21 protein-coding genes and 2 pseudogenes are annotated in these 21140 nt (G+C 64.5%); 7 read left to right on the forward strand and 16 right to left on the reverse strand.

The features are described 5' to 3' along the window. Positions 1 to 146: 146 nt before the first annotated feature. The 7 genes from proS to ACI8UR_RS08900 all read right to left on the reverse strand — a co-directional run bounded on the left by proS (position 147) and on the right by ACI8UR_RS08900 (position 4733). On the reverse strand, positions 147 to 1598 hold the full coding sequence (proS, locus tag ACI8UR_RS08870; protein ID WP_411715641.1) for a proline--tRNA ligase: 1452 nt from the start codon (positions 1596 to 1598) through the stop codon (positions 147 to 149). 133 nt (positions 1599 to 1731) lie between these two features. Continuing rightward, positions 1732 to 1953 (reverse strand): DUF2061 domain-containing protein, encoded by a 222-nt coding sequence (locus ACI8UR_RS08875; RefSeq protein WP_411715642.1) that lies wholly within the window; start codon positions 1951 to 1953, stop codon positions 1732 to 1734. A 74-nt stretch (positions 1954 to 2027) separates the two neighbouring features. Then, on the reverse strand, positions 2028 to 2360 hold the full coding sequence (locus ACI8UR_RS08880) for an AzlD domain-containing protein (RefSeq protein WP_411715643.1): 333 nt from the start codon (positions 2358 to 2360) through the stop codon (positions 2028 to 2030). Further along, positions 2357 to 3043: an AzlC family ABC transporter permease gene (locus ACI8UR_RS08885; RefSeq protein ID WP_411715644.1), complete on the reverse strand. Its 687-nt coding sequence runs from the start codon at positions 3041 to 3043 to the stop codon at positions 2357 to 2359. Before ACI8UR_RS08885 ends, ACI8UR_RS08880 begins: the two co-directional genes overlap by 4 nt. 60 nt (positions 3044 to 3103) lie before the next feature. Beyond that, complete coding sequence (locus ACI8UR_RS08890; protein WP_411715645.1) at positions 3104 to 3670, reverse strand: DUF4382 domain-containing protein; 567 nt, start codon at positions 3668 to 3670, stop codon at positions 3104 to 3106. 70 nt (positions 3671 to 3740) lie between these two features. Next, positions 3741 to 4223, reverse strand: coding sequence for a cupin domain-containing protein (locus ACI8UR_RS08895; RefSeq protein WP_411715646.1), 483 nt, complete (start codon positions 4221 to 4223; stop codon positions 3741 to 3743). Positions 4224 to 4253: 30 nt separating this feature from the next. Then, entirely contained in the window at positions 4254 to 4733 is a 480-nt protein-coding gene (locus ACI8UR_RS08900; protein WP_411715647.1) for a hypothetical protein, read from the reverse strand. A gap of 212 nt (positions 4734 to 4945) precedes the next feature. Here ACI8UR_RS08900 and ACI8UR_RS08905 point away from each other — a divergent pair, with 212 nt between their 5' ends. The 3 genes from ACI8UR_RS08905 (at position 4946) to ACI8UR_RS08915 (ending at position 8535) form a co-directional block, all read left to right on the forward strand. Further along, positions 4946 to 6865, forward strand: coding sequence for a beta-CASP ribonuclease aCPSF1 (locus tag ACI8UR_RS08905; protein ID WP_411715648.1), 1920 nt, complete (start codon positions 4946 to 4948; stop codon positions 6863 to 6865). A 46-nt stretch (positions 6866 to 6911) separates the two neighbouring features. Next, positions 6912 to 7469, forward strand: a complete 558-nt coding sequence (locus ACI8UR_RS08910) for a YqaA family protein (protein ID WP_411715649.1) — start codon at positions 6912 to 6914, stop codon at positions 7467 to 7469. A gap of 133 nt (positions 7470 to 7602) precedes the next feature. Then, positions 7603 to 8535 carry a sodium:calcium antiporter gene (locus tag ACI8UR_RS08915; protein WP_411715650.1) on the forward strand — a complete coding sequence of 311 codons (933 nt, stop codon included), beginning with the start codon at positions 7603 to 7605 and terminating at the stop codon, positions 8533 to 8535. A gap of 3 nt (positions 8536 to 8538) precedes the next feature. Here ACI8UR_RS08915 and ACI8UR_RS08920 read toward each other — a convergent pair whose 3' ends face one another. Next, on the reverse strand, positions 8539 to 9891 hold the full coding sequence (locus ACI8UR_RS08920) for a DEAD/DEAH box helicase family protein (RefSeq protein WP_415087778.1): 1353 nt from the start codon (positions 9889 to 9891) through the stop codon (positions 8539 to 8541). Positions 9892 to 9980: 89 nt separating this feature from the next. Here ACI8UR_RS08920 and grpE point away from each other — a divergent pair, with 89 nt between their 5' ends. Both grpE and dnaK read left to right on the forward strand, forming a co-directional pair. Beyond that, a complete protein-coding gene (gene grpE, locus ACI8UR_RS08925; RefSeq protein WP_411715653.1) occupies positions 9981 to 10586 on the forward strand; it encodes a nucleotide exchange factor GrpE in 606 nt (201 codons plus the stop codon). Positions 10587 to 10719: 133 nt separating this feature from the next. Continuing rightward, positions 10720 to 12675: a molecular chaperone DnaK gene (gene dnaK / locus ACI8UR_RS08930; RefSeq protein ID WP_411715654.1), complete on the forward strand. Its 1956-nt coding sequence runs from the start codon at positions 10720 to 10722 to the stop codon at positions 12673 to 12675. Positions 12676 to 12861: 186 nt separating this feature from the next. Here the strand turns inward: dnaK and ACI8UR_RS08935 are convergent, their stop codons facing one another. Both ACI8UR_RS08935 and ACI8UR_RS08940 read right to left on the reverse strand, forming a co-directional pair. Further along, on the reverse strand, positions 12862 to 13020 hold the full coding sequence (locus ACI8UR_RS08935; protein ID WP_411715655.1) for a hypothetical protein: 159 nt from the start codon (positions 13018 to 13020) through the stop codon (positions 12862 to 12864). A 49-nt stretch (positions 13021 to 13069) separates the two neighbouring features. After that, positions 13070 to 14808: pseudogene (locus ACI8UR_RS08940) on the reverse strand (Rieske (2Fe-2S) protein). Positions 14809 to 14960: 152 nt separating this feature from the next. On the opposite strand from ACI8UR_RS08940, the gene dnaJ reads away from it, so the two are divergent. Beyond that, a complete protein-coding gene (gene dnaJ / locus ACI8UR_RS08945; protein ID WP_411715656.1) occupies positions 14961 to 16109 on the forward strand; it encodes a molecular chaperone DnaJ in 1149 nt (382 codons plus the stop codon). A 51-nt stretch (positions 16110 to 16160) separates the two neighbouring features. On the opposite strand, the gene ACI8UR_RS08950 is transcribed toward dnaJ, so the two are convergent. The 6 genes from ACI8UR_RS08950 to ACI8UR_RS08975 all read right to left on the reverse strand — a co-directional run bounded on the left by ACI8UR_RS08950 (position 16161) and on the right by ACI8UR_RS08975 (position 20857). Further along, positions 16161 to 16451 carry a transcriptional regulator gene (locus ACI8UR_RS08950; RefSeq protein WP_411715657.1) on the reverse strand — a complete coding sequence of 97 codons (291 nt, stop codon included), beginning with the start codon at positions 16449 to 16451 and terminating at the stop codon, positions 16161 to 16163. 30 nt (positions 16452 to 16481) lie between these two features. Continuing rightward, on the reverse strand, positions 16482 to 17462 hold the full coding sequence (locus ACI8UR_RS08955; protein ID WP_415087780.1) for a sugar phosphate nucleotidyltransferase: 981 nt from the start codon (positions 17460 to 17462) through the stop codon (positions 16482 to 16484). A gap of 165 nt (positions 17463 to 17627) precedes the next feature. Beyond that, positions 17628 to 18347: a diphthine--ammonia ligase gene (locus ACI8UR_RS08960; RefSeq protein WP_411716331.1), complete on the reverse strand. Its 720-nt coding sequence runs from the start codon at positions 18345 to 18347 to the stop codon at positions 17628 to 17630. A 42-nt stretch (positions 18348 to 18389) separates the two neighbouring features. Beyond that, positions 18390 to 19517 carry a DUF373 family protein gene (locus tag ACI8UR_RS08965; protein WP_415087781.1) on the reverse strand — a complete coding sequence of 376 codons (1128 nt, stop codon included), beginning with the start codon at positions 19515 to 19517 and terminating at the stop codon, positions 18390 to 18392. A gap of 82 nt (positions 19518 to 19599) precedes the next feature. Beyond that, complete coding sequence (gene sppA, locus ACI8UR_RS08970) at positions 19600 to 20598, reverse strand: signal peptide peptidase SppA (protein ID WP_415087783.1); 999 nt, start codon at positions 20596 to 20598, stop codon at positions 19600 to 19602. 76 nt (positions 20599 to 20674) lie between these two features. Then, positions 20675 to 20857, reverse strand: a complete 183-nt coding sequence (locus tag ACI8UR_RS08975; RefSeq protein ID WP_415087782.1) for a hypothetical protein — start codon at positions 20855 to 20857, stop codon at positions 20675 to 20677. A gap of 156 nt (positions 20858 to 21013) precedes the next feature. Here ACI8UR_RS08975 and ACI8UR_RS08980 point away from each other — a divergent pair. After that, a pseudogene (locus ACI8UR_RS08980) lies at positions 21014 to 21140 on the forward strand (pseudouridine synthase); the annotation flags it as partial.

The following is a 21140-nucleotide window of genomic DNA, read 5'->3' on the forward strand; positions in this document are numbered from 1 at the left end:
CCAACTACCGTAAAATTACTGTAAGCCTCTACCGAACAATCCCAAGCAGGGCATTATCGGACAAAACCGCAGGACAAGAGCCGGATCTACCTTCAATATTACTCAGACGATTAAACTAGAACGCATGGGGGCGTCCCGAAACACCGTCAGTAGGATTTCGCAAAGTACGCGGTCTCCACGGCCTCGTCGCCACAGACGCCGCAGGTATCGTGGACAGGTTCTTCGTCCTCGTCGAGCGGGAGCATGACGATTTCGGCGGCGATCTCGTCTTTGATGGCTGTCTCACAGCCCTCGTCACCACACCAGCCGGTCTTGACGTAGCCGCCGTGCTGGCCGATGGTGCCGAGAATCTCGCCGCGGCCGTGGGCCTCACGGATGTTCTCCTCGAGGTTCTCCTCGGCGTCGGCGTAAAGTTTGGCGTAGACGGTGTCGAGTTCCGCCTCGACGCGCTCCGTGAGATCGCCGCGGTCGGCGGTGACCGTCTCGCCGTCGGGGCGGTGGACGAGCGTCGCCTCGCCGTCTTCGACCTCGTTGGGGCCGATCTCGATGCGCAGCGGGATGCCGTTCAGCTCGTGTTCGTTGAACTTGAAGCCGGGGTTGCGCTCGTCGCGGTCGTCGAGTTCGACGCGGAACTCCGCGTCAAGCTCTGCGGCGATGTCAGCAGCGTACTCCTTGACTTTCTCCTCGGTGTCGGCCTGCCAGATGGGGACGATGACGACCTGCGTCGGTGCCAGGGCGGGCGGGATGACGAGCCCCTGGTCGTCGGAGTGGGTCATGATGAGCGCGCCGAGTGCGCGCCAGGATAGCCCCCAGGAGGTGGTGTGAGCGGTCTGTTCGTTCTCGTCTTCGTCAGTGAACGTGATGTCGAACGCCTCGGCGAAGGAGGTGCCGAGGTGATGGGAGGTGCCCGCCTGGACGGACTTGCCGTCGGGCATGAGCGCCTCGATGGTCGTCGTCGTATCCGCACCGGGGAACTTGTCGTGTTCCGGCTTGCGGCCGGTCATGCTGGGGATGGCCATGACCTCCTCGTACAGCCGTTCGTACTGGCCGAGACGCGTCATCGTCTCGTCCCAGGCGTCCTCGCTCGACGCGTGGGCGGTGTGGCCCTCCTGCCAGAGGAACTCCTTGGTACGGAAGAACGGCTTCGTCTCCGTCGCCTCCCAGCGGACGACGCTGCACCACTGGTTCAACCGGAGCGGGAGGTCACGGTAGCTCCGAACCCACTCGGCCATGAACGGCGCGATGATGGATTCACTCGTCGGTCGGACTGCCAGCCGCTCCTCGAGTTCGTCGTGGCCGCCGTGGGTCACCCACGCGACCTCGGGGTCGAACCCCTCGACGATGTCCTTCTCCCGTTCAAGATACGATTCGGGGATGAACATCGGGAAGTACGCGTTCTGGACGCCCGTCTCCTTGAACCACCCGTCGAGGTGCTCCTGGAGGCGTTCCCACAGCGCGTAGCCGCGGGGGCGGGTGACGATGAAGCCACCCATCGGCGCGTAGTCCGCGAGGCCGGCCTTCTGGACGACCTCGGCGTACCATTCGCCGGGACTGTGCTCTTTCGACTCGGTGATTCCGAGTTCCTGCTCGCCGCTCATACCTGAACGTGCCGCAGGCGAGTATTAAGTCCGGCGTATCCACGGGGAGGGTTTAGACGGGTTGTTGTAACCGTTTACCACGGGGACCGCCCACCGGATCGGTCGATGCGGAAATGAATTACAACAATCCGTCTCACACGCCCCAATCGACCCTGTCCCAGGCCCGCTCGTAGGCGAAGTACGTCCCCGTTTTTACCACGTTCGCGATGAGGCCGATGCTCAGCGCCTCCGCGGTGTTGCCGACGACGAGAAAGGCGACGCCGACCGTAATCGCGACCATGAACAGCCGATAGCCGAGCGTCTTGACGACCGCCCGCGGAAGCTGCTGGTGTGGTCGCCGCCGCAACAGTTTCATGCCCGGAACGAAGGCTGGCAACTACGTAATCCTAACGGATTACGAATATTCATTATGTGACCAAATTTGGTTACTTAGACGACTGTCTGGAGCGTAACGAAAGCCACCAAGCCGACCACGATTGTCGCGAGGATGCTCTCGGTTCGCCACGCGACGACGGCCGCGATGACCGCGGCGAGCAACCGCTTGTTGCCGAACGAAACCGCGGGCGTGCCGTCGAGGACGACGACCGCGGGGACGACGAGCGCCGCGAGCACCGCCGGCGGGACGAACCGCAGCGCGCGCTCGACGCCCTCCGGCACCTCCGAGAGATACTCGAAGAGGTAGATGAAGGAGAACCGAATCAGGAACGTGCCGACGCCGATGGCGACGATGGCGAGCCAGACGTCCCCGGTCGCGGCCGTCATCGCTCCCACCCCGTTTCGACGACGAGGCCCGCGACGATGCCGATGATAGCGCCGGTAATGAGCCCGAGATTAAGCGGCAGGTCGGCACCCACGACGGCGACGGTGCCGGCGATGGCTGCGGCGGCCGCGCTCGGTCTGTCAGTGATCGAGGGTACCAAAAGCGCGAGGAAGGTCAAGGGGATAGCGAACTCAAGCGGGAGCGAATCGGGCACCCGAGCGCCGACGACGATGCCGATGACCGTACAGATCTGCCAGACGACCCACAGCGGCACCGCCGCGCCGAGATAATACCAGGCCCTATCGACCGTCTCGTCGGTCTGGAACCGGGTGACCGACAGCGCGTACGCCTGGTCGGTCAGGAGGTACGCGAGGCCAGCCCGAACACGGGTCGTCGCCCGCTGGAAATACGGCGCGATGGAGGCGCTGTACATCGTCATCCGGAGATTGATGACGAGTGCCGTCACGACGACGACTGCGATGGGGGCGTCCTGTCCGAACAGCTCGATGGCTGCCAGCTGTGAGGCGCCGGCGAAGACGATGACGGAGAGGCCGACCGCCTGCAGCCCCGAGAGGCCGACGCGCACCGCGGCCGCGCCGGCGACGAGTCCGAAGGGGATGACGCCGACGAGGACGGGCGCGACGGCGCGAGCGCCGTCGAGGAAGGACGCACGACGCGAGGACATACCCGCTGCTACTGGAGGCGGGGATACATGCGTTGTTATTTCGGACAGAAGGTGGTGGTGTTACTCCTCGTAGGAGACTTCGGTACCGTCGGCGACCGGCTGGAGGATGTAGGTGTTCTGTTGGCCCTGCTTGACCGGCGTGAAGTCGGCGGTGAACACCGTTCGTGTATCCTCTCGAATCTCGAAAGATTGGTTGAACTTCAGCGGCGCGTCGCCGGGCGTGTTCACTTCTGCGTCACCACCGTCGTTCAGCGTCGCATCGACGTTCGACACAGCCAATTTCAGGTATTCGTACTCGCCGGTGTCGAGTTCTTGTTCGTCGATGAGCTGCGTTTCGCCGTTCTGAAGTTCGACGAGGTCGGCTTCGGCGTCGTCGATGTTATATGATTCCTCGGCGGATTCCTCGTCGCCCTCCGTCGCTGTCCCCGTCTCGGTACCGTCGCCTTCCGAAGCCACCTTGACTCTGATTTCGGTGACCGTGACGACACACGATTCGAAATCCGAGATGTCGCCGGGCTGATCAGTCACCTGTGTGGCGAGCGTGCCCGTCGCGCCCCCGATGCAGCCGGCCAGCGCGGTTCCGGCGACGACGCTCCCGGTCGCGACGATGTATTCACGGCGTTGCATGGTCGGAAAATCCGCGTGGCTACCGGATAGGCTTAGTGGCCGTTCTGGGCAGAAGCGGGCGTTTCCCCGTTCAGGCGATTCGCATCTCGTGACCGCACTCCTCGCAGTAGATGACGAACGCCTCGTCGGGTTCCTCGACGCCGTGGGAAGTGACTTCACCACATTCGCCGCAGGGGGCGAACGACTCCAGGTCGTCCCAGTTGTGGCGGCTGCCGGGTGCGGCGAGAGCGAGGCCGACGACCCGCTCGTCGCTTTCGTTGCGCCCACACTGGAATTCGCCGGGCTCGAACCGGATTATCTCGCCGGCCTCGACGTCGGTTTTCTCACCGTCCGTCCCGTGCTCGAAGGTGGCGGTTCCCTCGATGATGTAGAACGCCTCCTCCTGGTCGTGGTGGGTGTGGAGGCCGCCTGAGAACTGTTCACCGGGCTCGAGCTCGTAGTGGACAGCCGACATGTGTTCGGCACCGATGGCATCCGAGATGCTTCGGCGTTCGCGGTTGACGCCCATCGGATGCGGCTCGGTCTCGATATCGTCGGTCGTGACGCGTTCCATGCTGCGACAAGCGGTGGGGCGGCTAAAAGCCTACTCCACCCTAAAGGGGCTCTCCGACTCCGTCCACGACCAGCCCGGCAGTCGGGTCTGAAACCCCGCCGCAAGCGCTGCATCGAGGTCGTCGACGCCGGCCGCCTCACCGTCGAGGCCGTGGACGTGTGCGTCCGCGAAATGGAACGTCGCCTCCGCGAGCAGGGCGTACGGCTCGCCGCCGGCGACGGTCGATGCGAGCAATCGGCCGAGATGCTCGTCAATGACGAAGCCTGGATAATCACCCTCACAGTCCAGCTCTCGGAGGATGCCGCAGAGTGCGGCGACGTTGACGCCGCGGTCGCCATCGGCGAAAACAGCGTCGACCTCTGTCTGGTACTGGTCGGCCGTGACGTGTTCGACTTCGGTGTCGAACAGCGGCCCGAGCCGGTCGCGAACCTCGTTTATGAGTGCCGGAACGGACTCCCGCTCGCGGATTCGGGCGTGTTCGGCCCGGACGGTCGCTGGTGTAACGTCCATGAGTGCCGTTTGCGAAGGATTTTATATGAGTGGTTGGTTACGTCCGAGTACGAGCGGGTTTTCCGGTAGTTCCCGCGGCCGCAACCGGACGACAGTAACCCGTAGATACCATCAATGACCTGTTGTCACACTGCCAGTCGGACGGGCCGTCGGCGAGAGCCGACAGCGGCGCGCCGCGGAACCGGGAACTCCAAACTGAGGATTTCTACATCATGAGTGCAGTAGAGCGGAAACTCGAAGATATCAAGGAAACGATCGCCAGCGAGGTGCCGAACGACATCTCGATTTCGGACGTGAAATACGAAGGGCCGGAGCTGGTCGTCTACACCCGCGACCCCAAGAAGTTCGCCGGGGACGGCGACCTCATTCGACGGCTCGCCTCGAAACTCCGGAAGCGCATCACGGTGCGCCCCGACCCGGACGTGCTCTCCCGCCCCGAGCAGGCACGCGAACAGATTCGGGACATCATCCCCAACGAGGCCGGCGTCGCCGACCTCGATTTCCACGCCGACACCGGCGAGGTCGTCATCGAGGCCGAGAAACCAGGCATGGTCATCGGCCGCCACGGCTCGACGCTCCGAGAGATTACCCAGGAGGTCGGCTGGACGCCGGAAGTCGTCCGGACGCCGCCCATCGAGTCCTCGACGGTCTCGAACGTCCGGAACTTCCTGAAACAGGAACGCGACGACCGCCGGGACATCCTCGAACGTGTCGGCCGGCAGATCCACCGCGAAGAGATGTCAGACGACGAGTGGGTGCGAATCACCACCCTCGGCTGCTGTCGCGAGGTCGGCCGCGCCGCCTTCATCCTCAACACGCCCGAGACGCGCGTCCTCATCGACTGTGGCGACAAACCCGGCGCCGAGGGTGAGGTGCCGTATCTCCAGGTGCCCGAAGCGCTCGGTGCCGGCGCGTCGAACATCGACGCCGTCGTGCTCACCCACGCCCACCTCGACCACTCGGCGCTGATTCCGCTGCTGTTCAAATACGGCTACGATGGCCCGATTTACTGTACGGAGCCGACCCGTGACCTGATGGGGCTGCTCACGCTCGACTACCTCGACGTCGCGGCCAAGGAAGGCCGCGCACCGCCGTACGAGTCCGAGCAGGTTCGCGAGGCAATCAAACACTGTATTCCTCTCGAATACGGCGACGTCACCGACATCGCCCCCGACCTCAAACTCACGTTCCACAACGCCGGCCATATTCTCGGGTCGGCGGTGTCGCACTTCCACGTCGGCGATGGCCTCTACAACGTCGCCTTCTCCGGCGACATCCACTACGACGACACACGGCTGTTCAACGGCGCCGTCAACGACTTCCCGCGCGTCGAAACGCTCGTGATGGAGTCGACGTACGGCGGTCGGAACGACTTCCAGACCGACCAGGCCGACTCCGAAGAGACTCTCATGGAGGTCATCACCGACACCATTGACAACGACGGGAAGGTGTTGATACCGGCCTTCGCAGTCGGTCGCTCCCAGGAGATCATGCTCGTCCTGGAGGAGGCGATGCGAAAGGGCGAGATTCCGAAGGTGCCGGTTCACCTCGACGGCATGATCTGGGAAGCGACCGCTATCCACACGACCTACCCTGAGTATCTCCGAGACGACCTTCGCGACCGAATCTTCCACGAGGACGAGAACCCGTTCCTCGCCGAGGAGTTCAACCATATCGACGGCGGCGAGGAGGAGCGCCAGGAGGTCGCCGACGGCGGCCCCTGCATCATCCTCTCGACGTCGGGAATGATAGAGGGCGGCCCCATCATGTCGTGGCTCAACCACGTCGGCGCCGAGGACGAATCGACGCTCACGTTCGTCGGCTACCAGGCCCAGGGAACGCTCGGCCGACGCATCCAGAACGGCTGGGACGAGATTCCGATGGACGACCGCGGTGGGCGCGGCGGTACGCTGACGCTGAACATGAACGTCGAAACCGTCGACGGCTTCTCCGGGCACGCCGACCGCCAGGGCTTGATGAACTTCGTTCGCACGATGAACCCTCGCCCGGAAAAGGTGCTCTGTGTGCACGGCGACGAATCGTCCGTCCAAGACCTCTCCAGCGCGCTGTACCACGAGTTCAACATGCGGACGTTCGCGCCAAAGAACCTCGAAACGTTCCGGTTCAAGTGACCACTCCACCCTGATGTCCCTGTTGTTCGGTGTTCCACCCGATTCGATGTTCGCCTTTCCCACCACCCACCTGATTTCGGTGGTGCCTGCCAGCTGGGAACAGGTTCAGGCAGCCGTCGAAACCGCATCCGGCTGGCCCGGCCTCGGCATTATCTTCACGTACTCGTTTCTCATTGCGTTTCTGCTGCCCGGCCCGAGCGAAATCGTGCTCGCAGCGCCGCTCGACATCGGCCTCGGATATGCAGCGACGCTCGTGGTCATCATCCTCGTCAGTGCGTTCGGCAAGACGGCAGGCAGCCTCGTTGCCTTCCGGGTCGGACAAGGCGTGAAGAACTCCGACCCGGTGCTCCAGTGGCTCGCCCGACGCGGCATCAACGTCGTCGCGTGGTCGGAGCGGCAGGCCGTCCGGCTGGCAAAGCGATATGGCTATCTCGGGCTGGCGATCGGCCTCTCGGTTCCCTTCTTCCCCGACACGGTGTCGATATACGCCTTCACCGTCATCGAGGAGCATACGGGGAAGTTCGCGCTGGCGACGTTCCTGGGCAGCATCGGACGCTTCATCGTGACGCTCGTCCTTATCGGCGGCCCGCTGGCGCTGTTTTGAGCGGCCGTCATGACAGTCGCCGTCACAAACGCTAACCGAGCGCCCGTCGTTCGTCGGAACATGATGGCGTCGTTCGCCGTCGAGATGTCGCATCCTCGCACGATTCCGTCTCGAAGAGCGACGCCCGAACCCGGTGAATAACCCCGTGTTGGTTGACCTCGCAAGTCTCATGGTCGGCGTCCTGCTTCTCGTCTACGGAAGCGAGCGGACGGTCGAGGCGGTGTCATCGGCCGCCTACCGGCACGGCGTCTCGACGTTCTTCGTCGGCGTCACCGTCGTCGCCATCGGCAGTTCCATTCCCGAAATCGCCACCTCCATCTACGGCTCGCTGTACGGCACCGGCGATTTCGTCGTCGCACACATCATCGGGTCGGCGACCTCGCAAATCACACTCGGTATCGGAGTCATCGCCTTCGCGACGTCGTTGACGATACCGAAATCGAAGGTTCGCCGGTATGGGGGCAGCATGCTCGTCGCGATGACCGTCATGCTCGCAGTGGTTTGGTTCGGCCGCCTCGGTCGACTCGAAGGCACGCTCATGGTCGCCGGGTATCTCGGCTTCCTGGCCGTCCGATTCGAGCGCGACGAGTACCACGGGGTGATAGAACAGCGCGTGGACGCCTCGGCATCGCCCGTGAGACTCACCGTTCGCATCCTGCTGGCCGTCGCGATGGTAGTCGTGGGCGGGCATCTCCTCGTTACGGGGGCCGCCGGCGTCGCCGCCTCGCTCGGCGCCCCGTGGTACCTTCTGGGCATCGTGACGGGCCTCGGGACGACGATACCGGAGATCTCCGTCGCCATCTCCTCGGTGTACCACCACGAGCGGCCCATCGCCGTGGGAACGCTGCTCGGGAGCAACATCACTGACCCGCTGTTCTCGCTGGGCATCGGTGCCGCCCTCGGCGGCCTCACCATCGTCGATCCACGGCCGGCCATTCTCGGGACGGCCTACATGCTGCTCGCCTCGGTCGTCGTTCTGCTCGTGGCGTATCAACGCGAACGGTTCGGCTACGCAGAAGGCGTCGTCTGTGTCGTGCTGTATCTTCCGTCGTTCTTGTTCGGATAATCTTCAGCGCCGCCGTCGCGACACCCGCTCTTCGGCCGTTTCGGTCGTGACGACCTCGTACAGCAACGCACGCCCGCCGTCGTCTTTCGGTCGAAGTATCCGCCCGAGTCGCTGGGTGAACTCCCGTTCGCTGCCCGACCCCGACAGCACGACGGCGACGTTGGCGTCGGGGACGTCCACACCCTCGTCGAGTACGTTCGCGGCGACGACGCGGGAGTAGTCCCCCCGGCGGAATCGCTCCAGAATCTCGCGGCGCTCCGTCGCGCCCGTCTCGTTCGTAATCGGCGGGATGAGGAACCGCTCGGCGAGGTCGTACACGAGGTCGGTGTAGGCGGTGAAGACGATGACGCGGTCGTCGCGGTGGCGGGCGAGGAGGTCGGCCAGCGCCCCGACCTTCCGGTCGGCGTTCATCATCACCTCGCGGGCGCGCTGTTTCGCGAGCAACGCCTCACGTGCCTGCGGGTCGGTGCCGGAGCGTTTGACGAGTTCCTGGTAGTCGCTACCGCTCTCCAGTTGGATGCCGGAGGTGGCGAGGTAGTCGGTGAAGGTACCCTGCTCATCATCGTAGCGTTCCCGCTCGTCCGGCGTCAACTCAACTTCGATGCGCTTGATGTCGTAGTCGGCGAGGTGGTCGCCCGCGAGGTCGTCAGCCGAGCGCCGGTAGACGACCGACCCGACGAGCTCCTCGATGACTTCGTGAGCCCCGTCGGGTCGCTCGAAGGTAGCCGTGAGGCCGAGGCGGGCAGGCGCGGCCATCAGTCGGGCGATGTCGCGGTAGCCCTCGCCGCCGAGATGGTGCACCTCATCGAAAACAAGCAGGCCGAAGCGGTCGCCGAGTTCGTCCGCGCGGAGATACGCCGAATCGTAGGTGGCAACCGTAATCGGTTCGACGCGCTGTTCGCCACCGCCGAGTTGGCCAATCGCGACGCTGTCGCCGAACTCGGCTGAGAGTTCCCGCCGCCACTGCTCCAGCAGGTCGATGGTCGGCACGACGACGAGCGCGGACGTATCGAGTGCCGCCATCGCGCCGATGGCGACGACGGTTTTCCCGCTGCCCGTCGGGAGTTCAATGACGCCGCGGTCGTTGGCGTCCCGCCACGCGTCGAGTGCGTCCCGCTGGTAGCTCCGGAGTTCGTACTGCGTTTCGAGGCCGTCGAGCGGCGGCGTATCGAGCACCTGGTCATCGACCGGAACCGACCGATTCCGACAGGTCGACAGCAGGAATGGATACCGGAACGCGGGAGCGCGGCGGCTCTCCGACCGCGCGTCCTCGCGCACGAAGGAGAGCCCGCCGAGCGCGTCGGCGGCGTCACCGTCGATGCGTATCGTTCCCTCGTCGTACCGGAGCGTGACCACGCTGTTGGCTCTGTCACCCGACGGCTTAACTCCGTGGCTTCCTCGCCCGCTTTCTCAACCCTTATTGCCGCAGGCAGGTACGTCCACGCATGAGCGATACGGAGCGCGACGAGCCGGCCGACGCCGACCCCGTAGACGGTGACGCGGCCGAGGAACCGACCGCCGACGAACTCGATGAAGCCGCCATCGCCGAGCGCATCGCAGAGCAGGAACCGGAGGCCATCGCCGGGGAGATCGCGGCGCTCCGAGCACAGAACGCCGAACTGGAAGCCGAGGTCGAAGACCTCGAATCGCGCTTGAAGCGCAAGCAGGCGGAGTTCCAAAACTACAAGAAACGTCAGGAGAAGCGCCGCGAGCAGGAGCGATCCCGCGCGACTGAGGGCCTCGTCGAACAGCTCCTCGAGGTTCGGGACAATCTCAGACGCGCGCTCGAACAGGACGAAAGCGCCGATATCCGGGAGGGCGTCGAGGCGACCTTCCGACAGCTCGATGAGATTCTGCAAAGCGAAAACGTCGAGCCTATCGAGCCGGAACCGGGCACCGACATCGACCCGAAACGACACGAAGTCCTCCTGAAGGTCGACAGCGACCAGCCAGCGGGCACCGTCGACGCCGTCCAGCGCCCCGGCTACGAGATGGCCGAGAAGGTGCTCCGGCCGGCCCAGGTGACCGCCGCCGAGGGCGGAAGCGAATAGCGGTTCTGTTTATATCTCCCGGTCGGCGCCGGCTGCGTTCGCTAAAACCGCAAGATGGAGTGCCGGTAGTGTGAGCCGTGAGCCACCGTATCTAGCAAGGTTTAACCGATTCAGTCCGATAGGATAGGGCAACATGGCGAGCAACAAGATTCTCGGTATCGACCTCGGTACCACCAACTCCGCGTTCGCGGTTATGGAGGGTGGTGACCCCGAGATTATCGTCAATGGTGAGGGCGACCGGACGACGCCGTCTGTCGTCGCGTTCTCCGACGACGGCGAGCGACTCGTCGGGAAACCGGCGAAGAATCAGGCAGTCCAGAACCCCGACCGAACCATCCAGTCCATCAAGCGGCACATGGGCGAGGACGGCTACACCGTCGACTTCGACGACGAGGAGTACACGCCCGAGCAGATCTCGGCGATGATCCTCCAGAAGATCAAACGTGACGCCGAGGAGTATCTCGGCGACGATATCGAGAAGGCCGTCATCACGGTACCGGCCTACTTCAACGACAAGCAGCGGCAGGCGACGAAAGACGCCGGCGAAGTCGCCGGCTTCGAGGTCGAGCGCATCGTCAACGAGCCGACGGCCGCGGCGATGGCGTACGGCCTCGACGACGAATCCGACCAGACCGTCCTCGTGTACGACCTCGGTGGGGGTACCTTCGACATCTCGATTCTCGATCTCGGTGGTGGCGTCTACGAGGTCGTCGCCACGAACGGTGACAACGACCTCGGTGGCGACGACTGGGACGAGGCCGTCATCGACTACCTCGCGGACAGTTTCGAGGAAGAACACGGCACCGACCTCCGCGACGACCGCCAGGCCCTCCAGCGGCTCAAGGACGCTGCCGAGGAAGCCAAAATCGAACTCTCCTCGCGGAAGGAGACGACCATCAATCTCCCCTTCATCGCCGCGACGGACGAAGGCCCGCTCAACCTCGAGGAGAAACTGACGCGTGCGAAGTTCGAATCCCTGACGACCGACCTCGTCGAGCGCACCGTCGGCCCGACCGAGCAGGCACTTTCGGACGCCGGCTACTCGAAAAACGACATCGACGAGGTCATCCTCGTCGGTGGTTCGACCCGGATGCCGATGATTCAGGAGAACGTCGAGGAACTGGCCGGCCAGGAGCCGAAGAAGAACGTCAACCCCGACGAAGCTGTCGGCCTAGGTGCGGCCATTCAGGGTGGCGTCCTCTCCGGCGACGTCGACGACATCGTCCTGCTCGACGTGACGCCGCTGTCGCTCGGTATCGAGGTGAAGGGCGGCCTCTTCGAGCGACTTATCGACAAGAACACCACCATTCCGACCGAGGAGTCGAAGATCTTCACCACGGCCGCGAGCAATCAAACCTCAGTCAACGTTCGCGTCTTCCAGGGCGAGCGTGAGATCGCCGAGGAGAACGAACTGCTCGGTGCGTTCCAGCTCACCGGCATCCCGCCGGCCCCCGCCGGAACGCCCCAGATCGAGGTGTCGTTCAACATCGACGAGAACGGCATCGTCAACGTCTCCGCGGAAGACCAGGGCTCGGGCAACTCCGAGGAAATCACCATCGAAGGCGGCGTCGGCCTCTCCGACGAGGAAATCGAGGAAATGCAGCAGGAGGCCGAACAGCACGCCGAGGAAGACGAGAAGCGCCGCGAGTTCGTCGAGGCGCGCAACGAGGCCGAGTCGGCCATCCAGCGAGCCGAGACGCTGCTCGAGGAGAACGAAGACCAGGTCGACGCCGACACCCAAAGCGACATCGAGGCCGAAGTCGAGCGCGTCGAGGACGCCCTCAACGAGTACGAGGAGGTCGACAGCGACGAACTGGAGACCGCCAGTGGCGCCCTCGAATCGGCCACCGAGAGCCTCTCGGAGGCGCTGCAGGAGATCGGCAAGCAGATGTACGAACAGCAGGCCCAGCAGGCAGCAGGCGGTGCTGGCCCCGGTGGCGCAGGCCCCGGAGCAGGCGCGGGCGCTGGCCCCGGCGGCATGGGCGGTGCCGGCCCCGGTGCGGGCGCGGGGCCCGGCGCCGGTGCTGAAGGTGACGAGGAGTACGTCGACGCCGACTTCGAGGATATCGACGACGAGGACGAAGAGTAACGAGTCCGAGTCGTCGGCTCGAAGGACGAACGGAGTGAGTCCTTCGGTGTTTCAGAAAGTGGGCCTAGCGAACTTTCCGAAATCGACGACGAAGACGAGGAATAAGCCGCTCTCGTCGGCACAAGACCGACGAATCGCCGTTCTCTCTGCTACGTCCCTGACCAGCCGACGGGCCGTCGTTCCCGGTCAGTCCGGCCCGACGTGGCCGCCACCGTGGGACAGCGTCAGCTCCTCGGCCTCGTAGATGTTGATGAGTTCGTTGATAAGCTCGTCGTACGACTCGCCGTCTCGCTGCAGCGCGTCCAGTCGCTCGACCGTCTCTTGGCTGAGATGCATCTCTGGCATGGGTGAAAGTTCAATTTGCTGACGTAAAAATCTCGGGGCCGGTGTCGTCCTACTCGGCCTCGTGCAATCGCTCGCCGCGGTGGAGCCGGGTGGCGATGGAGAAGGTCTGTTCGTTCTCGCGGCGCGTCGGCGTATGGGCAGCGAGATACCGGGCGCCGGCAATGAGCGCAAGCTGGCGCTCCTCGTCGGCATCCAGCGCGTCGAAGCGGCGGAATGCTCCTGAAACGTTCTGAAGGGTGTGGAAATCAGCGTCCTCCCGGAGCAGCCCGCGCCCGAGGACGCGCTTGAGGTCTGCGGGGGCGCCGCCGGCCTCGAAATACTCGACGACGAGGCGGGCCGCCCCGTTGACCTGACCCTGTTCGTCGAAGGCGTCGAGCAGTTCCGAGCGGACGGCCTCGGGGTCGCGGTTCGAGGCGTCCGGGTCGGGGACGGGCGCCCGCGGGCTGTTGAGGAATCGGTCGAGATAGACGCTCATGGCGCCGTCGAAGCAGGCCCGGTACAGTTCGGTCGCGTCCGTGCGGGCGGCCAGCTCGTGGGCCGCGTTGGCGTAGACGAACGTGTGGTGGACGGTGTCCCAGTCGTTGAACTCGTTGTTCGTCGCGAAGTATGCGACCCGCCGGGTCGCGGCCCGGGCGACGGCGTCGGTGAGTTCCCGCTGTGTTGCGCCCGCGGCGATGGCGTCACAGAGCGCGTCGATGATGGCCTCGGCGTCGTCGGACAGGAGCGTCTCGACGAAGCCCTCGGGTTCGTCCCACTCGCGCCGCGCGCCAGCGGCGACGAGGTCGTCAAGGCGGTCGTGGGCATCGAAACACAACGCGGCGATGTCGACTGGCTGGCGCCACGCGGAGAGTTCCTCCGAGCGGGTCGCGTCGGTGAAAAGCGGTACCGTCGAAGCGAGCACCGGGCGGGCGTGCTCGCCCCAGCCGAGGTGGTCGAGCGTCGCCAGGGCGCTGTTGACGAAATCGAGCGTGTGGCTCGCGTTCATGTAGAGGTGGTCAGTCGCGGCGGCGACGAGAATCTCGACGACGTCCTCGGGCGGGAGCGCCTCGACGGCCGTCAGAAGCGTGCGCTCGGCGCCGTCCTCGTCGCGCACCTCGCAGTTCTCGCGGAACCAGGATTTCAGCCGCTCCTTCGAGAGGTCGCGGTTGTCGAAGGCGTACTGCTGGAACCGTGGGGCCTCGCCGGCGGTGTTATCAGCGACTTCGCGAACCCCGGTGAACATCGCCCGGCGCTTGTCGCGACCGCCGACCTGGGGGTACAACTCCGCCATGTACGACAGCGTCGTGAGGCCGCGACCCCCCCGTCAGAACGATATTTCGTGCCGAAGTTGACGGCGGTTTCAAGCGGCGTATCGAAGCCGTCGCCGTGTTCGTCCAGCCCGAGAACGGCCTTCGCCTGCACGAGCGAGATGTTCTCCTGCATGCCGTCGGCGAGTCGGTTCCGCCACCGCGTCGCCGGCGGGACGGTCGGCTCCGGGTCGGGGTCGATGAATATCTGCTCGTTCCGAACGTCGACCGGAAACGTCTGGGCGTCGTCGGCCCAGGGGTCGAACGTGTCGCCCTCCTCCAGTTCGAAGCGAGCGTGATGCCAATGACAGGTGAGTATCCCCTCGTCGACGGTGCCGCGGACGAGTGGGAAACCCATGTGCGGACAGCGATTGTCGACAGCGTAGACCTCCGCTTCGTGGAAAAAGAGGGCGATTGCCTGGCCGTTCTCCTGGACGACAGTTCGGCCCTCGCTTTCGAGTTCCGCGAGGTCACAGACGGGGACGTACTGGTCGGTCGCCATGTGTGGGGGTTGTCGGCAGTTCACATAACGGTTCGCTGAAACGAGTTTGTGTATGGTATCTGACCGTGGTCGTAGGCACCGAGGCGACAGGTCACGTTTCGAGACGTGACCCGGGCTTTTCAAGTGTATCAACCGATTAGCCCCGGTAACGAATGAGCGAGGACTTCTATTCGGTGCTGGGTGTCTCCCAGGACGCGGGCGAGGAGGAGATCAAGCAGGCCTACCGTGAGAAGGCCTCGGAGTACCATCCGGACGTCTCGGATGCCCCGGATGCCGAAGAGAAGTTCAAGCAGGTACAGAAGGCGAAGGAAGTGCTTCTCGACGACGAGAAGCGCCGGATGTACGACCAGATGGGGCACGAGCGCTTCGAGCAGGCCGACAAGCGCGGCGCGACGGACTCCGGCGCCGGCGGCATGGGCGGGCAGGGCAACCCCTTCGGCGGCGGTGGCGGTGCCGGTGGTATGAACGACATCTTCGAGCAGTTCTTCGGCGGTGGAAGTGGCGGGTCACAGACCGGCCCACGGCAGGGTGCTGACCTCAAGACCCGGCTGAACATCGACCTCGAAGACGCCTACGAGGGCGTCACGAAACAGCTCACAATCTCCCGTCCCGAGCGGTGTCCGGACTGTGACGGCGCGGGGCATCCCCCGGACGCGGACGCCAACACTTGCACGGCCTGTAACGGTCAGGGCCAGCAGACCACCGTCCGACAGACGCCGCTCGGGCGCGTCCAGCAGGCCCAGACTTGCCGGCAGTGCGACGGCGAAGGGACGATCTACTCCGAGACATGTTCGACGTGTCGCGGTGAGGGACAGGTTCGTGAGGAGGCGACGATACAGGTGGATGTGCCCGCCGGCATCCACAGTGGACAGACGCTCCGGATGGAGCGAGAAGGCGCCCCCGGCGAGAACGGCGGGCCGAAGGGCGACCTACTCGTCGAAATTCAGGTCGAAGATATCGAAGCGTTCGAACGCGATGGCGACGACCTCCAGCATCGACTCGCAATCTCGTTCCCGCAGGCCGTCTTCGGCGACACCGTCGAGGTGCCGACGCTCGATGGGCCAGTCGAGATGGATATTCCCGCCGGCACCCAGAGCGGCGAGACGTTCCGCCTGCGTGACGAGGGGATGCCGCGACTCCAGCGCCGCGGCTACGGCAACCTCTTCGTGAAGGTGCAGGTCGTCACGCCCGAGAACCTCAACGAGGAGCAGCGCGAGGCGCTGGAAGCGTTCGCCGAAGCTGGTGGCGAGGAAATCGACGTCGAACAGGGCTTCTTCGAGAAGCTGAAAAGCTCGTTCTGAGCCGCCGTTTCGCGGGGGTGTGGCGTGCGGGGATGAAACGCCGAGGCCGTATTACTGAATCGTGAACGTCGGCTCCGTGACGTTCTCGCTTTTACAATCCGGGCACCGGGACGGACGGTTCGTCAGGTTGTCAAAGTTGTCGAATCCACAGTCGAGACACTCCGGCGGTGCCGCCAGTAGTTGCTCCTCGGAGTCGTCGAGTGATTTCGCGATGTGTTCGACGTGGGAGAGCGCTGCCGACGTCGTGATCTCGAACTCGGTTGCCAGCCGGCCGGCTTCGGCGGTTTCTCCACGGAGAAACTCGGCGATGCGCTGCCGGGTGGTCTGCTCTGCACCCTGCATACCCCCTGTCGGAGCGCGAGCAGTAAAACGCTATTGCCCGCTGTCGTCCTTTCCGTTCGTCAACTGCGTGTGTGCGCCGATGAGCGCGCCCGCGAGGTCGACGTTTTCGATGTGCGTGCCCTCGTCGATGATGGTCTCGTGAATCTCACAGTCGGAGATGGTGGCGTCCTCGAAGACGACTGACCCGTCGAGCGTCGAATCGATGATGTTCGCCCCGGCCATGACGTGGACGTTCTCACCGATGGTCGAGTTTTCGACGGTGGCCGATTCGGCGATGACGCTGTCGCCGTCGAGTTCCCACGCGATGGCTTCGAGATACGACTCCGGCGTTCCGATGTCGAACCACGGCTCCTCGAAGACGAACGCGTTGACGGGCTCTCGGGACTGCAGCCACTGGAGGAACCAGCCCGGCTCGTCGGGATTGTTGCCGCCGGAGAGATACTCCTCGAAGCGGAGCGATTCGGCGGGGAACCCGTAGCACGCGATGGAGACGAGCGTGCTTTTCGGTTCGTCGGGTTTCTCCTGGAAGTCGACGACTCGGTCGCCGTCGAGGTCGACGAGCCCGTAGGATTTGGCCTTCTCGCGGTCGCCGACATCGTAGGCGGCGAGCGTCGCAGTCCCGTTCGATTCGAAGTAGTCGATGAACTCCTGAAGGTCGAATCCGATGAGGTTGTCACCGGCGACAACGAGGAGGTCGTCGTCGATATTCTCGCGCTCGACGAGCTGGCCCAGGGCGCCGACGACGCCGAACTTCTCGGACTCTTCCGTGGTGTCCTCGACGGAGAGAATCGGCTTCTCGAAATCGCTTTCCGCGAGGTGGTGTTCGAACTCCTCGGCGAAGCGCTCGTTCGTCGAGACGTACACCTCCTCGATGCGGTCGTCGTCCTCCAGGGCCCCGAAGATGCGGTCGATAACGGTCGTTTCACCGATTGGGAGGAGCATCTTCGGGCGGTGCTTCGTAATGGGCCACAGACGCGTCGCATATCCGCCAGCGAGGACGACGGCTTTCATGACCTGAACCGACAGAATCCGCAGACAAGTGTCTTTTGTTCCACATGCGAACGTTTATATCCAGAAGCGAGGCCAGCGGCGGTATGCGCTGAGCACGGCGACGGCCCGCCGAGGCGGGAGCGCGGCGCACGGGTCGTCGATGTCGGTACGCGCCGCCTGTTCGCCCTACTCGCCCAGCCACGCGTCGGTGATTCGAAGCGAGCCACGGCTGCCGTCGAACGTCGTCTCGTAGTCGAGTTCAATGGGCTGTTCCATATGCGGAGCGTCGGTCACGAGCGTCTCGAACTCTCCACCTTCGCCGAGAATGTGGACGCCGTACTCCTCGTTGAGCGCTTCGAGCTCGGCGATGGCGTCGGTGTCGAGTGTCCTTCCCAGCCACGATTCGTCGAGGCCGTACGCCGCAACCCGGACGATTGTGATCTCGAAGCCGGCATCGAGCATCGCTTCGGCGAGGTCGCGAGGCGGTTCCTGCCACAGCGGTGCGAAAAGCTCCGCGTCCAGCCGCTCGCACATCGCTTCGATGCGGGTCGTCTGATAACTGCTCTCGACGGCCCCCGCCGTAACGCCGCCGATGCCGCCGAGTTCGTCGGATAGCCCGACGAGGGCCTCCTCGAGCGGTTCAAGCTCCCGGTCACCGCGCTCGCCCGAATCCTCGTCGGCAGCTGCGCTTGCCTCGAAATCGTCCGGTCGAACGTCGACGAGCGGGATGCCGATGCTCTCTGCAGCTAACGACGCCAGCTCCGTCGCCGGAACGTGATACATGAACGAATCGCCTTCGGGGTGAACCGTCACCAGCCGCTCGACTGGATAGCCTCGCTGGAGGGCCTGATACAGTGCCCACGAGGAATCCTTCCCACCTGAAAAGAGGCTCACCCACGGTTCCATACCCGCGATAGCCGAGGTGCGGCTAAATGGCCGTCGATTCGGTCACTCCGGCATCTCCCCGAGCGGCGACTCGGAGTCGCTCATCCGCGACGTGAACGCGACGCCGATGAAGCTGACGAGGATGCCGGTGGCCACGTACAGCGCGAGTCGGCTCCAGATGGAGAGGACGACCCCTTCGACTGAGACCGGCCCGGCTTCGAGGGGCGGTATCGTCAGCGAACCCAGCACGCCGGCCCGTTCGAGGAAGTAACCAGAGAACCCGCGGACGACCAGGCCGACCGCGACGACGCCGAACGGGAGGTTCATCAGCGCGCTGGAGACGCCCTCCTCGGCCAGCAGTTCGTCGATAAGCCGGCCGGTCGCGGCCGCAAGCGCCGCTGCGGCGAACCACGGCACGCTGTCGTAGAGGAAGCGAAGGCCCAACAGCAGTTCGCTCGCCGAACCCATCCCCGAGGCGCTGATACCGCCGGCGAAGACGCCGACGAGCGTCAGCCCCGCCCCGACGACGTAGGTAACGAGCGACACCTGCCCCGAGTAGAAGGCCGTCCGGGCGCGTCGAGGGAGCGTCGAGACGAAATCGTCGATGCCGAGTCCCTTGTACAGGAGGAACGTTCCGATGACGGCCGCGATAGCCGACAGCGCGATTGCGACGCTATCGGCCAGCAACAGCAGGACGGGGAAAGCCAACAGCGCGGCGCCGATGGGGACGAGGACGGTGCCTCGGAGCTCCTCGTCGCCGAGGAACTGCTTCAGCAGGTAGTACGTCGACTGGATGTCGTGGGACTGGCGGACGACGACGCGGTCGACGGCGTCGACCTGGATGCGGCTCTCGATGATCGGGATGAGTCGCTCATCGCTGGCGGAGTCAGTGACGACGATGGCAGAATCGGGGTCGTACTCCTTGACGAGGCGGTCGGCCTGTCGTGCGACAGCGCGGTCGCTGTTGACGCCGTCGCCGCCGCCGGAGACGACGGCGACGACGGACTCTTCGCCACTGTCCCGGAGGTCGCGCGCGACGCGGAGCGTCTCCAGCAGGCAGTTGACGCGGCTGTCTTCGGGGTCGTCAATGCCGACGTCGGTGACGAGCGCCTGCACGGCTTCCCAGCCGACGACTGGGCCGTCGGGCCCGAGATTGCCGTCGCGGTCGACACAAACCACCAGCGTGCTCACGAACGTTCCTTTCCGTCGCCCGGCTAAAAGTCTTCTTGGCCGACTGCTTCAGCCTGCTCAGTATTCCGTCCAGTGCCGCCGGTCAGACACGAAACTGGAACTCGCCGTCGGCGTCGACGAAGTTGCTCGCCACCCCGGCACCGACGGCGTACGCGACCCGTTCGGCGCCAGCACGGAACCGCTCGGCGACGCTGAGCGTCGGCTCCAGCTCCGTCGTTTCGACCTCTTTATCGAGCAGTTCCTGCAGGCGCTCCTCAACGTCGTCCTGCGTGCCGAGCTCGTCGACGAGTCCCATCTCGGCGGCCTGCTCACCGAGGAACACCTTCGCCTCGGTTTCCCTGAGCAGGTCGGCGTCCATGCTTCGGCCGTCCGCGACGGTGTCGACGAACTGGTCGTAGTAGTCATCGATGAGTCCCTGCAGGTACTCCCGTTCCTCTTCCTCCATCTCCGTGAACGGGACACCGGCTTCCTTGTACTCGCCGGCTGTGAGCTGTTCGTACTCGATGCCGGCCTTCTCGAGGAGGTCGGCGGCCGTCATCCGCGAGCCACGGACGCCGATAGAGCCGACGACGCTGCCCTCACGAGCCCACAGCTCATCACAGCCGCTGGCGATCCAGTAGCCGCCGCTGGCACAGACGTCGGTGGCGTAGGCGACCGTCGGCCCGTCGAATCGCTTTGCGGCCAGCCGGATGTCGTCGCTCGGGACGACGGCGCCACCCGGCGTGTTCAGCCGCAACATGAGCGCTTCGGCGTTGTCATCAGCGTCGGCGTCCTCGATGAGGTCGACGATTTCGTCGGCGCCTGGCGTTCCAGGGGCTGATATCGGCACACCGCCGCCGCCATCCCGAGTTATCGGCCCTTCGACACCGACCTCCGCGACGTTGTAGTCCGGGAAGACGCTCTGTGCGATGTTGCCGCCGATTCGGAGTGCGATGACGACGGCAACGAGAGCGAACAGCACCCCGAGTAGCTCGGCTGTACTACCCGGCGTCTCGACGAACAGAATCCAACCGACGACTGCCGCGAGGACGGTGACCAGCAGCGCGATACCCACTCGTCCGGCACGTTCGAAACCGCTCAGTTTGCTCATTGCGCTCACCGACGGCCGGGAGGCTGTTAAGTGTAGGCGACGCGGCGAAAAGAAAGGAGTTTGAGCGTTAGACGCCCGCGCCGTCCTCGGAGAGGCCGACGAGGAGCGAGCCGGCAGCGAGGCCGAGCGCCGCGACAGCGGCCAGCGGATCCGGAAGCGGGGTGTTGATGATGCCGGTAGCGAGGATTGCAAGCGTGCTCACGAGGAGGAGCACGGCACCGAAGCCCAGTTTGCGAACGTCAGTTGCCATATCTGGATATTGGTAATTACCTGTATAAGCTTCACGAAACCGGAATCAGTGGCTGTTATTGCCTCACAAAGAAACGTGTTGGATATTGTATGGTGTGGTTCCGCATACCACGGCCGATTCCCGAAAGGCTATCCACGCACCACGCAAGGCAGATACATGGGCAGGAATCTCTCGTCGCTCGAGACCATCGCCGACTACCAGTTCGGCACCGGGGCGGGCGCGGCACTCTTCGACGGCGACATCGACGTCCAGCGGACGAGTTCCGGGCGTCCCCAGCAGATTC

This window comes from Natronomonas sp. (assembly GCF_047616845.1).
Lineage (GTDB): Archaea > Halobacteriota > Halobacteria > Halobacteriales > Haloarculaceae > Natronomonas.

Bases quoted from the DNA above. Each gene is read 5' to 3' on its own strand.
- proS (WP_411715641.1), bottom strand. From the start codon at position 1,598: ATGAGCGGCGAGCAGGAACTCGGAATCACCGAGTCGAAAGAGCACAGT.
- ACI8UR_RS08875 (WP_411715642.1), bottom strand. From the start codon at position 1,953: ATGAAACTGTTGCGGCGGCGACCACACCAGCAGCTTCCGCGGGCGGTC.
- ACI8UR_RS08880 (WP_411715643.1), bottom strand. From the start codon at position 2,360: ATGACGGCCGCGACCGGGGACGTCTGGCTCGCCATCGTCGCCATCGGC.
- ACI8UR_RS08885 (WP_411715644.1), bottom strand. From the start codon at position 3,043: ATGTCCTCGCGTCGTGCGTCCTTCCTCGACGGCGCTCGCGCCGTCGCG.
- ACI8UR_RS08890 (WP_411715645.1), bottom strand. From the start codon at position 3,670: ATGCAACGCCGTGAATACATCGTCGCGACCGGGAGCGTCGTCGCCGGA.
- ACI8UR_RS08895 (WP_411715646.1), bottom strand. From the start codon at position 4,223: ATGGAACGCGTCACGACCGACGATATCGAGACCGAGCCGCATCCGATG.
- ACI8UR_RS08900 (WP_411715647.1), bottom strand. From the start codon at position 4,733: ATGGACGTTACACCAGCGACCGTCCGGGCCGAACACGCCCGAATCCGC.
- ACI8UR_RS08905 (WP_411715648.1), top strand. From the start codon at position 4,946: ATGAGTGCAGTAGAGCGGAAACTCGAAGATATCAAGGAAACGATCGCC.
- ACI8UR_RS08910 (WP_411715649.1), top strand. From the start codon at position 6,912: ATGTTCGCCTTTCCCACCACCCACCTGATTTCGGTGGTGCCTGCCAGC.
- grpE (WP_411715653.1), top strand. From the start codon at position 9,981: ATGAGCGATACGGAGCGCGACGAGCCGGCCGACGCCGACCCCGTAGAC.
- dnaK (WP_411715654.1), top strand. From the start codon at position 10,720: ATGGCGAGCAACAAGATTCTCGGTATCGACCTCGGTACCACCAACTCC.
- ACI8UR_RS08935 (WP_411715655.1), bottom strand. From the start codon at position 13,020: ATGCCAGAGATGCATCTCAGCCAAGAGACGGTCGAGCGACTGGACGCG.
- dnaJ (WP_411715656.1), top strand. From the start codon at position 14,961: ATGAGCGAGGACTTCTATTCGGTGCTGGGTGTCTCCCAGGACGCGGGC.
- ACI8UR_RS08950 (WP_411715657.1), bottom strand. From the start codon at position 16,451: ATGCAGGGTGCAGAGCAGACCACCCGGCAGCGCATCGCCGAGTTTCTC.
- ACI8UR_RS08955 (WP_415087780.1), bottom strand. From the start codon at position 17,462: ATGAAAGCCGTCGTCCTCGCTGGCGGATATGCGACGCGTCTGTGGCCC.
- ACI8UR_RS08960 (WP_411716331.1), bottom strand. From the start codon at position 18,347: ATGGAACCGTGGGTGAGCCTCTTTTCAGGTGGGAAGGATTCCTCGTGG.
- ACI8UR_RS08975 (WP_415087782.1), bottom strand. From the start codon at position 20,857: ATGGCAACTGACGTTCGCAAACTGGGCTTCGGTGCCGTGCTCCTCCTC.